General features: G+C 65.2%; 9 protein-coding genes. 4 read left to right on the forward strand and 5 right to left on the reverse strand.

Features of this window, described 5'->3' with window-relative positions:
• Positions 1-701 precede the first annotated feature (701 nt).
• On the forward strand, positions 702-1,289 hold the full coding sequence (locus AC56LW_RS09485; RefSeq protein WP_499633768.1) for a TMEM175 family protein: 588 nt from the start codon (positions 702-704) through the stop codon (positions 1,287-1,289).
• A 102-nt stretch (positions 1,290-1,391) separates the two neighbouring features.
• Here the strand turns inward: AC56LW_RS09485 and AC56LW_RS09490 are convergent, their stop codons facing one another.
• The 5 genes from AC56LW_RS09490 to AC56LW_RS09510 all read right to left on the reverse strand — a co-directional run bounded on the left by AC56LW_RS09490 (position 1,392) and on the right by AC56LW_RS09510 (position 9,098).
• On the reverse strand, positions 1,392-2,354 hold the full coding sequence (locus tag AC56LW_RS09490; protein WP_499633770.1) for an alpha/beta fold hydrolase: 963 nt from the start codon (positions 2,352-2,354) through the stop codon (positions 1,392-1,394).
• Between the two features lie 147 nt (positions 2,355-2,501).
• A complete protein-coding gene (locus AC56LW_RS09495; RefSeq protein ID WP_499633772.1) occupies positions 2,502-5,456 on the reverse strand; it encodes a sensor histidine kinase in 2,955 nt (984 codons plus the stop codon).
• A 223-nt stretch (positions 5,457-5,679) separates the two neighbouring features.
• Complete coding sequence (locus tag AC56LW_RS09500; protein WP_499571936.1) at positions 5,680-6,513, reverse strand: alpha/beta fold hydrolase; 834 nt, start codon at positions 6,511-6,513, stop codon at positions 5,680-5,682.
• A 59-nt stretch (positions 6,514-6,572) separates the two neighbouring features.
• Entirely contained in the window at positions 6,573-8,444 is a 1,872-nt protein-coding gene (locus AC56LW_RS09505; protein ID WP_499633774.1) for an amidohydrolase, read from the reverse strand.
• A gap of 27 nt (positions 8,445-8,471) precedes the next feature.
• Complete coding sequence (locus AC56LW_RS09510) at positions 8,472-9,098, reverse strand: response regulator (protein WP_499633776.1); 627 nt, start codon at positions 9,096-9,098, stop codon at positions 8,472-8,474.
• 208 nt (positions 9,099-9,306) lie between these two features.
• On the opposite strand from AC56LW_RS09510, the gene AC56LW_RS09515 reads away from it, so the two are divergent.
• From AC56LW_RS09515 to AC56LW_RS09525, 3 genes are all read left to right on the forward strand, one after another.
• On the forward strand, positions 9,307-10,011 hold the full coding sequence (locus AC56LW_RS09515; RefSeq protein ID WP_499633778.1) for a YoaK family protein: 705 nt from the start codon (positions 9,307-9,309) through the stop codon (positions 10,009-10,011).
• A 108-nt stretch (positions 10,012-10,119) separates the two neighbouring features.
• Positions 10,120-10,806 carry a hydrolase gene (locus AC56LW_RS09520; RefSeq protein WP_499502244.1) on the forward strand — a complete coding sequence of 229 codons (687 nt, stop codon included), beginning with the start codon at positions 10,120-10,122 and terminating at the stop codon, positions 10,804-10,806.
• 76 nt (positions 10,807-10,882) lie between these two features.
• Positions 10,883-11,179: a XapX domain-containing protein gene (locus AC56LW_RS09525; RefSeq protein WP_499633780.1), complete on the forward strand. Its 297-nt coding sequence runs from the start codon at positions 10,883-10,885 to the stop codon at positions 11,177-11,179.
• Positions 11,180-11,192: the final 13 nt, after the last annotated feature.

Here is an 11,192-nt window from a genome sequence, read left to right on the forward strand (position 1 = left end):
GTTTGATCCTGTCTTATCCGGTTGGGGGAGGCAGCACCCCGGAAGACTGATGCGATCGACTTCGGAACAGCCAGGTCAGTCCAGACACGCTGATGCAGGAGGAGGGACCGGAAAGTAGCTTATCTGGCTACGCGTGACTTTCTGTGAGGTTAAGGGGAATTTTTTGAGATACCATCAAACCGAAGCACGCGATCATTTAACCGGGAGGAAGTATGTTCCAATGTCCTCAATGTCACGATCACGCCATTTCCGCTTCCTCGACGTTATCGACTACGCTCGACAGTACCGTCACGTGCCCGACATGCATGACGACACTGCGCATCAAGCGCAAGGCGACACATTACCTGGTGATCGCGTACATGTGTCTTCGCGCAATCTTGTCGTCAGTGCTGCCAGAAGGCTATAACGTCGGAATCTTCGTCGAGTCGGGTGTGATCATTACCTTGGCCGTACTGCAATTCCTGTTGACTGAGTACGACGTAGTCGGCAGCACAGGGTCGCGGACTTCTTCACCGGGTTAGGCGCTCCACGACCCCCAGTAAACCGGAACTCCAGCAATTACGAAAACTGTCGCTGTACTTCTGTTGGTCCAATGCACCCGGAGAAGGCAGCATTCGTGGTGGGCCGAGGTCGTACGCGCCGGCCGTCACCACTATCCCTTGATAGGGGAAGCGCGCCGTGTTCCGCGCTAAGGTGGCGGCATGGACAAGAACCGCACCGAGGCATTCAGCGACGGCGTCATCGCCATCATCATCACGATCATGGTGCTCGAGCTGCATGCGCCCGCATCCAGCAGCCTGGCTGCCATCGTCGATGCCGGGCCGGCCCTGGCGCGCTACCTGCTCAGCTTTGTCTACGTCGGTATCTACTGGGTCAACCACCATGCGCTGCTGGACCGGGTGCGGCGCATCGACGCGCCGGCGCTGTGGGCCAACCTGCACCTGCTGTTCTGGATGTCGCTGATTCCCTACGTGACGGCGTGGGCCGGCCAGCACCCGATGGATCCGGTACCGGTGGCACTGTATGGCGTGATTCTAATGAACTGCGCGCTGGCCTTCACGCTGTTGTCGTGGTGCCTGCAGCGCGGTAGCGGCGCTGCAGGCACCGCCTGGGCCAGCCGCAAGAACCGCTTTTCGGTGCTGATGTATGCACTGGCCGTCCTGTTGTCGCTCTGGTCCACGCTGGCAGGTGCGCTGGTGCATATGCTGCTCGCACTTATTTGGCTCAAGCCGGACGTTCGCCCGCGGGCCACGGAAGCGGGAGACATGGCAGAGACCCGAGACAGATAAGGAGAGCGCCATGCTCGACCACGTGGAAACCCGGGTCTCTACGGAACAGGCCAGGCCGCACCGGCCCCCGTCCGGGAAGCCGGCGCAGGGGGCTGAGGCGCGTCAGGCCTTGATGAAGGCCAGCAGGTCCGCGTTGAGGCGGTGCTTGTGGGTGGTCGGCAGGCCGTGCGGCGCGCCTTCATAGACCAGCAGGGTCGCGTTCTTCACCAGCTTCGCCGCCGCCTTGCCGGAGGCGTCGATCGGGACGATCTGGTCGTCCGAACCATGCACGATCAGGGTTGGTACGTCGATCTTTTTCAGGTCGGCGGTGAAGTCGGTCTCCGAGAACTGCTTGATGCAATCGTAGGCGTTCTTCAGGCCGCACTGCATGCCCTGCGTCCGGAAGGTGTCGCGCACGCCCTGCGAGACCTTGGCGCCCGGGCGGTTATAGCCGTAGAAGGGCATCGTCAGGTCCATGAAGAACTGCGAGCGGTCTTCCACCACTGACTTGCGGATGCCGTCGAACACGTCCATCGGCAGGCCGCCCGGGTTCGTGGCCGACCGGACCATCTGCGGCGGGACCGCGCCCACCAGCACCGCCTTGGCCACGCGTTGATTGCCATGGCGACCGATGTAGTGTGCGACTTCGCCGCCGCCAGTCGAATGACCGACCAGCACCGCGTTCTTCAGGTCGAGGTGCCGGATCAGTGCCGCCAGGTCGTCCGCGTAGTGGTCCATGTCGTTGCCGTTCCACGGCTGGCTCGACAGGCCGTGGCCGCGGCGGTCGTGCGCGATCACCCGGTAGCCCCGCGCGGCCAGGAAAAACATCTGGTCTTCCCAGGCATCGCCCTGCAGCGGCCACCCATGGCTGAACACCACTGGCTGGCCGCTGCCCCAGTCCTTGTAGTGGATGACAGTGCCGTCTTCGACGGTCAGGTAGTTGCCGGCGCGCCCGCCCGGTGTGGACGGACGTTGTGGCTTGGTCGCGGCGGCAGCGTTGCCGGCCACCGCGAGGCCGGCGCCGATGGCGCCGGATGCGGCGCCCGCCAGCAGGCTGCGGCGCGACAGGGTAGCTTGGTTCGACATGGTGGATCCTTTCAGGTTGGACAGAAGCCTGTGCTCGCAAGCCCAGGGCTGTCTCCAGTCTAAAGAATCGTGCCTTGCCTGCACCCGGCCAGAAGGCCAGGCCGTCGGGACTGGCCGAACGATACGGGCAGTCCCGATGGCCGGTCGTTAACCGGCATAGGCCCGTACGGCGGGAACCGTCAGTCTGACGACTGCGCCTGCGCCTGCGTCGCTGCCCGATTCGAGTTCCAGCGTGCCGCCGATGCGATCGGCACGCTCGCGCATGCCGACCAGGCCCCAGCGGCCGTCCGCGGCGCCCTTGTGCAACACCGCTGCGTCGATGCCCCGTCCATCGTCGCTGATGGTCAGTACCAGCCGCTCGGGCTGGTACTCCAGGCGTGCTTCAACATGGGAAGCGGCGGCATGGACACAGGCGTTGTGCAGCGCTTCCTGGGCGATGGCGGCCACTTCTGCGCCGGTCCCGACAGCAAGGCGGCGCCGAAGGCCGCTGGACCGCAGGGCGATGGCAATGCCCGGATGTGCTTCCCGCAACGCGGCAATGCTGTCCTCCAGCAGGTCCTCGGGTTGTTCGCTGCCGACTGAACGCAACTCTTGCAGCTGTTCGCGCCCCTCGCCGAGCGCCCGGCGGGCATGGCCGAGCACTTGTTCGATCTCGCCGCGCGCCCCCGCGTCCTTGGGCAAACCCGCAGCGATCGCATCCACACGAAATACCAGGCTCTGGACCGTCTGCAGGAAGGTATCGTGCAAGGTGCGTGCAATGCGTTCGCGCTCGGCCATCTTCACGTGCATGCGCTCGGCCACGCGCCGTGTCAGATAGCGCACGCGGTAGCGATAGGCCAGGAACAGCAGGGCACCGATCAGCGCCATACCGAACAGTTTGAACCACGTTGTCTGCCAAATTGTCGGTTCGACCGTAAAGCGCAGCACCGCCTGCGTCGCGCTGCGCTTGCCGTCTTCGTTGATGGCGTGCAGGCGGAATACATAATTTCCGGGCTTCACATTGGTGTACGACGTCGTGCGGCGTGTGCCGGCGTCTTGCCACACCGAATCGATCCCTTCCAACAGATACTCGAAACGCACACGCTCCGGCATGCGCAACGAGGGCGCGGTGAAGTCGACACGCAAACGTTCGGTTCCCGCTGGCAGGATCGCCGCGTTCCAGCCGGGCGATCCGGGGGTGAACACGGCCTTGTCGCTTGATAGGGACAAGATCAATGGTGTCGGCGCAACGTGGTTACGCTTCAGGTTCGCGCTGTCGACCCGCATCACGCCTCCGGTCGCCACCAGCCAGAGCGTGCGGCCGTCCACGGTCCATGCGCTGCGCCAGCGACTTTCGATGACGGCGCGGCCGGGATAGCCGTCCAGGGCATCGAAGACGTCATAATTCAGCGGCAGACCGGGATTGTCGATGCTGCGCTTCCAGTTTGCAGCTGTCACATGGACCAGTCCAGCGGCGCCGTTCAACCAGCGGTCACCGTCGCCTGTGACGACAAAGCCTGAAACATTGCGCAGGACGCTCGGGTCAGCAGCGTGCAGCATGCGCAGAACGCCGCCCTGTACGACACCGGTGCCGTTGTCCCCACTGAGCACGAGATCCGTCTCCGGAAAGATCGCCGCAGTCATGCCAAGGGCACGGATATCGATGGGCGGGCGGGTGGCATCGGTCGCGAGGTCGTAATGGAACAGCTCACCGTTTCCGGTAGCCAGCCACATCTGCCCGGGCCCGGCCAGGGCCGACTGGTAAATCTTGGGCGGCAGATTGAAGTTCCTGCCAGGTTGCCATTTCCCATCGCGCCAGCCGATCAATCCGATATCGGCTGCTGCTGTCCACAACACCTTGCCGTCGTCCAGGATACCGAACAGCCGCCGGTCCATCGGCTTCCCGTCTGCCCCCAGGGGCAGTGGTATCTCCGCCGCACCATCCGCATGGTGACGCCAAATGCTGCGTTTTCCGCCCAGCAGCAGGGCGCCGGCCGGGTCCCGGCCCAGTACCGTGACCGGATGCCGAGGTTCTACTGGCACGGCGCGCTCGGGCAGCAACTGCCACATCTTGCCCGTCACTGCATTCGCGGCCCACATCCGTCCAGCGCCATCGGCCACCGTACTGTAGACAACGCCTTCTCCTTCCAGTTCAGTGGGAACTACCCGCTTCGGGCGAAACCGGTCGATGCCGCCTTCAGACGTGACCCAGGTCGCGCCTTCGCGATCCACCAGGATCGAGGTCAGGGTTTTTCCCGACATCCGGATCGTCGCGTCGGCTGGCGCGGCGCTTGGCCGCCCCACCTTGTATCCGGGAGCGGCATGGCGTGCGGCGCCTGGCACCACGCACGGCGGCCCGGGGCAGTCGAGCACCCACAGGGCGCCGTCGTCGGAGAATTGACCGGTACCGAGCGCCTCCGGGGAGCGCGGGACAGTGCGGCGACCGGGCGAGGCGCCGGCCGGAAGCAAGCGCATTTCGCCTTCGCCGGAGATCAGCCACAGCCTGCCGTCGGGCGCGCGCAGCAGGTCGCCCCCTGTGTCCAGAATGCGCACGAAGCGGCGGGTCTGCGGGTCGAGTTGCCAGATACTGTTATCCCTGCTGATCCAGAGCTGGCCTTGCCCGTCCAGGAGGAAGCCACGTACATCGAGTGCGTCCCAGTCCGCGCCAGACTGGATGGCCAGCCAGCGATTTCCTTCCAGGCGATACACCCCCTTGCTGACCATCCACACGCTGCCATCGGCATCGGCCGACAGGATGTCGATCATGGCGCCCGGCCCGGGCGTTGGCGGCAAGTCCTGCAAACGGCCGTCGGGATGCAGCACCGACATGCCTTCGGCGGCCCGGCCAATATACAACTCGCCGCGGCTGCCGGCGTGCAGATAGCGGATCATGTTGCGGTTCAGGCCCAGGCCGGGCGGAAGTGGATAGCGCGAGAACTGCACACCGTCGAACCGGTACAAACCGTCCATGGTGCCGAGCCAGAGCCAGCCGTCGGAGGTCTGCGCCATTGCGCGGATCGCTTGCGGCGCGCCTTCCTCGGCGGTCCAGCGCGTGTGGTGGTAGTCGCGCAGGTTCGGTGCAGGCGAGCGCGTCTCGACCGCCGCAACGGACGGCGCAAGCATGGCGACGGCCAGAATGGAGGATACGGCGCGCAGCCATGCGCCGGGTGAAATGAGTGCGCTTGTAACCAATTTGCGTTGAGATTGTCTGACCTGAAGTGAATGGGATACTAAATCAAGCGAGACGAAAGAGCCAGTGGCGAGTAGGGGCCGCGCGACTGCAGCGGCCGACGCCCGGTGTGGTTGACGCTCAGCGCTCCCGCCTCAGGCGGGAGCGCCAGGCATATCAGCTGCGCAGGAACGCCAGCAGTTCGGCGTTCAGCTGGTCCTTGTGGGTCACCGGCAGCGCATGACCTGCACCTTCATATACCGACAGGCGGCCCTGCGGCAGCAGCTCGACGGCGCGGCGTGCGGTGCTGGCCAGCGGGACGATCTGGTCGTCGTCGCCGTGCACCACCAGGGTCGGCACCGTCATTTTCTTCAGGTCTTCCGTGAAATCGGTCTCGGAGAACTGCTTGATACAGGCATAGGCGCTCTTCAGGCTGCATTGCAGGCCCTGGATCAGAAAGGTCTGCAGCTGGCCGTCGGAAGTCTTGGCGCCGGGACGGTTGAAGCCGAAGAACGGCACCGCCAGATCAAGGAAGTACTGGGCACGGTCGGTCTTGACGCCGTCGCGGATGCCGTCGAACACCGACATCGGCACGCCGTCCGGATTCGCAGCCGAGACGATCATCTGGGGCGTGACCGCGCCCACCAGCACTGCCTTGGCGACACGGCTGGTGCCATGGCGTCCGATGTAGCGCGCCACTTCGCCGCCGCCGGTGGAGTGGCCGACCAGGGTGGCGCCGGTGATGTCGAGCGTTTCGAGCAGTGCCGCCAGGTCGTCGGCGTACGTGTTCATGTCGTTGCCGTGCCAGGCCTTGCTCGAGCGCCCATGGCCGCGGCGGTCATGCGCGATCACCCGGTAGCCGTGCTCGGCCAGGAACATCATCTGGTTTTCCCAGGCGTCGCCGTTCAGCGGCCAGCCGTGGCTGAACACCACCGGGGTACCGTGGCCCCAGTCGGTGAAGTAGATGATGGTGCCGTCGTGGGTGGTCACGGTATTGATGGTATGGCTCATGGTGTTTCCTTTCAGGAGGATGGCGCGATGCCGGCGGCGCCGGGTTGGCGGTAAAACGCTCAGAAGGCGAAGCAGCTGCAGCCGAAGGCACCCCAGAATCCGGCGAAGTCCGACACCGGCACGTTTGATCTGCGCGCCCGGTCGTGGGCGTGAACATGCACGCCGCAGGCACCGCGGCACTGGTGGGGCAGTGCGGCAACCGGCGTCGCTTTCCGGTGGTGGCCCGGCACGGTGTTCACGGGCGACCAGTCGGGCAGCACGGGAATCGGCGGTGGCGCGATCGAACTGAATTCAGACTGGCCGTAGACGATCTTGCCGCCGACCACGGTCAGCACCGACTCGATGTCCTTGATCGATTCTTCCTCCACGCGGAAAAAGTCGCTGGAGAGTACCGCGAGGTCTGCCAGCATGCCTTCGCGGATGCAGCCTTTCTTGCCGGTCTCGCTCGAAAACCACGCGCTGCCGCTGGTCCACAGCGCGAGCGCGGTCTCGCGCGGCAGGCGCTGCGCCGCATCGTAGAGGCGCAGGCCGCCGACAGTGCGGCCTGATACCAGCCAGTACAGCGCGGTCCACGGGTTGTAGCTGGCCACGCGGGTCGCGTCGGTACCGGCGCCGACCGGCACGCCGGTCTCCAGCATGCGGGTGATGGGCGGCGTGGCCCTGGCTGCGTCAGCACCGTAGCGCTCGACAAAAAATTCACCCTGGAAGGCCATGCGGTGCTGAATGGCGATGCCGCCGCCCAGGGCCTTGACGCGGTCGATGTTGCGGGGGGTGATCGTCTCGGCGTGGTCGAAGAACCAGGACAAGCCGGCGAAGGGGATGTCGCGGTCGACTTTCTCGAACACGTCCAGCATGCGCGAAATCGATTCATCGTAGGTGGCGTGCAGGCGGAACGGCCAGCGCTGCTGCACCAGGTGACGCACCACTTTTTCGAGTTCGGCCTCCATGCCTTCGGCCAGGTCGGGGCGTGGCTGCAGAAAATCTTCGAAGTCTGCGGCCGAAAACACCAGCATCTCGCCGGCGCCGTTGTGGCGGTAGAAGTCGCTGCCGTCGCCCGGCTTGACGAGCGCGGTCCAGCGTTCGAAGTCGCCCAGCTCCTGACCCTTGTTCTGGGTGAACAGGTTGTAGGCGATCCGCACCGTCAGCTGCTCATCTTTGGCCAGCGCATCGACGACGGCATAATCTTCGGGGTAGTTCTGGAAGCCGCCGCCGGCATCGATCACGCTGGTCACGCCCAGGCGGTTCAGTTCGCGCATGAACTGGCGTGTCGAATTGACCTGCTGGTCAAGCGGCAGGGTCGGGCCCTTGGCCAGGGTGGCGTACAGAATCATGGCGTTCGGGCGCGCGATCAGCATGCCGGTCGGGTTGCCGGCCGCATCGCGCACGATTTCGCCGCCCGGCGGATTGGGCGTGTCCTTGTCGTAGCCTACCGCGCGCAGGGCGGCGCGGTTGAGCAGGGCGCGGTCGTACAGGTGCAGCACGAACACCGGCGTGTCCGGCGCGGCGCGGTTGATCTCTTCGATCGTTGGCATGCGCTTTTCGGAAAACTGGAACTCGTTCCAGCCGCCCACCACGCGTACCCACTGGGGATGCGGGGTACGCTCGGCCTGCGCCTTGAGCATGCGCAGCGCGTCGGCAAGCGAGGGCACGCCTTCCCAGCGCAGCTCCAGGTTGTAGTTCAGTCCACCGCGGATCAGGTGGATGTGCGAGTCGTTCAGGCCGGGAATCACGGTGCGGCCATTGAGGTCGATCACCTGGCTGTCCGGCTGGCGATGGCGCATCACCTCGTCCGTATCGCCCACTGCCAGGAATCTGCCGTCCTGAATCGCCACTGCGCTGGCCTGGGGGTTCTGGCGGTCAACCGTGTGAAAGCAGCCGTTGAACAGGATCAGTGGGGCGGTCTTGGCGGCGGTGCTGGTGGATTGGTTCATGATGGGTGGTCCCTGTTCCTGGATAGTCTAGAAGGCGTGCAGCAGGCCGCGTTGCTGCGCCACGGATGCAGCCTCGGTGCGGCACGATACGTTCAGCTTCGACAGGATGTTGTTGACGTGGTATTTCACGGTGCCCACGCCAATTCCCGCGTCGCGTGCGATCAGTTTGTTGCTCTTGCCCGCACTCAGGTGGGCCAGGATGTCCAGCTCGCGCCGCGACAGCGGGCTGGTGTGGATGCGCAGCGCCAGCTTGTCCGCCAGCAGCGCCGGCAGATAGCGGCGCTGTTCCACGACCTGGCGCACGCAGCGCACGATCTCCTCGAAGCCGGCCTGCTTGAGCAGGTAACCCGCCGCCCCCGCCTGCAGTGCGCGGTGCACGTTCTCATCGCCTTCGTAACTGGTGAGCATCACGATTCTCGCGTCCGGATGCATCCTGCGGGTCGCGATGATGGCTTCGAGGCCGCCGCCCGGCATGTTCAGGTCGACCAGCATCACGTCCGGGCGCAGGCGCTCATACAGCGCAACCGCCTCGGCCGCGCTGGCGCCCTGGCCGAGCAGCGCCAGGTCCGGCTCGGATTCGATAAGGCTGGCAAGACCGGCCAGGATGAGGGGGTGGTCGTCGGCGATGACCAGTGAAATTGGGGACTTGTCCATGCTGGATGCTCCGCTGTCCGTAGTCTGATGGCCGCATTGTCGGCGTGGTCGCCATGACGGTCTAGCTATACCAATGGATAGGAGGGGCAGGTCGTAAAACTGGCCAAATGGGATGGGCGCGACGTACCCCGGTTGCCTACGATGTCGGGCAGCGGTGGCCGGTGAAGGATCGATTGCCGTCCATCCACCACCCAACCTGGAGAGTCGCATGAGCGAACCAACACATCACCGCACGCAGGGTTTGGCGCTCGGCTTCCTGGCCGGCTATGTCGACACGCTGGGCTTTCTCGCCCTGTTTGGCCTGTTCACCGCCCACGTGACCGGCAATTTCATCATGATCGGCGCCGCGCTGGCCGACCCCGGCCGCGAGATGGTGCTGCTGAAGTTCCTGGCTTTCCCGGCCTTCATCGTCGGCGTCGTCATGGCGCGCCTGCTGATTGTCGCGGTCGAGCGGCGCGGCGGTGCCGCGCTGCGCCCGGCCTTGCTGCTGCAGGTCGTGCTGCTGTCGGGCTTCATGGCCTGCGGCATCGCGGCCACCCCGATCGGCGGGCACGCCGGGTGGCTGGCGATGGCGGCGGGCCTGCTGGGCACCGCGGGAATGGGGGCGCACAGCGCCACCAGCCGTCTGCTGCTGGCCCACCTGGCACCGACTTCCATGATGACCGGAAACGTCACCCAGATCGTCATCGACCTGACAGACGCCGCTCGCGGGGCCAACGATCCGGGCCTGAAAGGCCGGTGTGCCAAGTTCATCTGGCCCCTGGCGGCGTTCGCCATCGGCTGCGTCGTCGCGGCCTTCGCGTTCCACCGGTTCGGCTTTGCCGCGCTGGTACTCCCCGTCCTGATCCTGCTCGGCCTGACGGCGAGCGAAACGCCGGCAATGCCGGTGCAGGAGCGGACGACCCCACCGTAAGGCAGGTATACCTTTGGATACTGGTTCCAGGGGAAGCCGCGTCGTACGATTCCCACCATTGCGGCCCACACCACGATGAGCCGCCCCAGCAACGACATGGAGAACATCATGCCCAACCCGAAACTCGAAGTCCTGACCCCGCAAAACTCCCAGCTGATCTTCATCGATCACCAGCCGCAGATGGCCTTCGGCGTGCAGTCGATCGACCGCCAGGTCCTGAAGAACAACGTGGTCGGGCTGGCCAAGGCCGCCAGGGCCTTCAATATCCCGACCATCATCACCACGGTGGAGACCGAAAGCTTCTCCGGCCATACCTACCCGGAGCTGCTTGACGTCTTCCCGGGCAAGGAGATTCTTGAACGCTCATCGATGAACTCGTGGGACGACCAGAAGGTGCGCGACGCCCTGGCCAGCAACGGCCGGAAAAAGGTGATTGTCGCTGGCTTGTGGACCGAAGTCTGCAACACCACGTTCGCCCTGTGCGCCATGCTGGAAGGCGAGTACGAGATCTACATGGTGGCCGACGCGTCGGGTGGCACCTCGAAGGACGCCCACGACTTCGCGATGCTGCGCATGGTGCAGGCCGGCGCCGTGCCGGTCACCTGGCAGCAGGTGCTGCTCGAGTGGCAGCGCGACTGGGCGCACCGCGACACCTACAATGACGTGATGGCGATCGTGCGTGAGCATTCCGGCGCCTACGGCATGGGCGTGGATTACGCCTACACGATGGTGCACAAGGCGCCGCAGCGCATCACCGGCAGCCACGAAACGCTGGCACCGGTGCCCGCCAAATAATCCGTCAGCGCGGCAATCCGGCAGGGCCGGCACGGTGGCGCCGTGCCGCCTTGCCGTTCATTTTATGGAGGATCCCATGAAAATCTATGTCGTGGCGTTGGCAGCCGGCCTGCTGGTCGGCCTGATCTATGCGCTGCTGCAGGTGCGCTCGCCGGCGCCGCCGGTTGTTGCCCTGGTCGGCTTGCTCGGCATGCTGATCGGCGAGCAGTCGGTCCCGCTGGTCAAGCGCATGCTCGCCAGGGAACCGATCACGGCGAGCTGGCTGCGCACGCATTGCGTGGCCCAGATCACCGGCATTCCCGCCAGCCCCACCGACGCTGGAACGCCCACGGGTCGCGCTGATGCGCCGACGACAGGCGAGCCACAAGCGTGAAGCGGGACGGGCA

Source organism: Telluria sp. LT2P80, from assembly GCF_059685955.1.

Coding starts and splice junctions, on each gene's coding strand:
- AC56LW_RS09485 (WP_499633768.1), top strand. CDS start 702: ATGGACAAGAACCGCACCGAGGCATTCAGCGACGGCGTCATCGCCATC.
- AC56LW_RS09490 (WP_499633770.1), bottom strand. CDS start 2,354: ATGTCGAACCAAGCTACCCTGTCGCGCCGCAGCCTGCTGGCGGGCGCC.
- AC56LW_RS09495 (WP_499633772.1), bottom strand. CDS start 5,456: ATGCTTGCGCCGTCCGTTGCGGCGGTCGAGACGCGCTCGCCTGCACCG.
- AC56LW_RS09500 (WP_499571936.1), bottom strand. CDS start 6,513: ATGAGCCATACCATCAATACCGTGACCACCCACGACGGCACCATCATC.
- AC56LW_RS09505 (WP_499633774.1), bottom strand. CDS start 8,444: ATGAACCAATCCACCAGCACCGCCGCCAAGACCGCCCCACTGATCCTG.
- AC56LW_RS09510 (WP_499633776.1), bottom strand. CDS start 9,098: ATGGACAAGTCCCCAATTTCACTGGTCATCGCCGACGACCACCCCCTC.
- AC56LW_RS09515 (WP_499633778.1), top strand. CDS start 9,307: ATGAGCGAACCAACACATCACCGCACGCAGGGTTTGGCGCTCGGCTTC.
- AC56LW_RS09520 (WP_499502244.1), top strand. CDS start 10,120: ATGCCCAACCCGAAACTCGAAGTCCTGACCCCGCAAAACTCCCAGCTG.
- AC56LW_RS09525 (WP_499633780.1), top strand. CDS start 10,883: ATGAAAATCTATGTCGTGGCGTTGGCAGCCGGCCTGCTGGTCGGCCTG.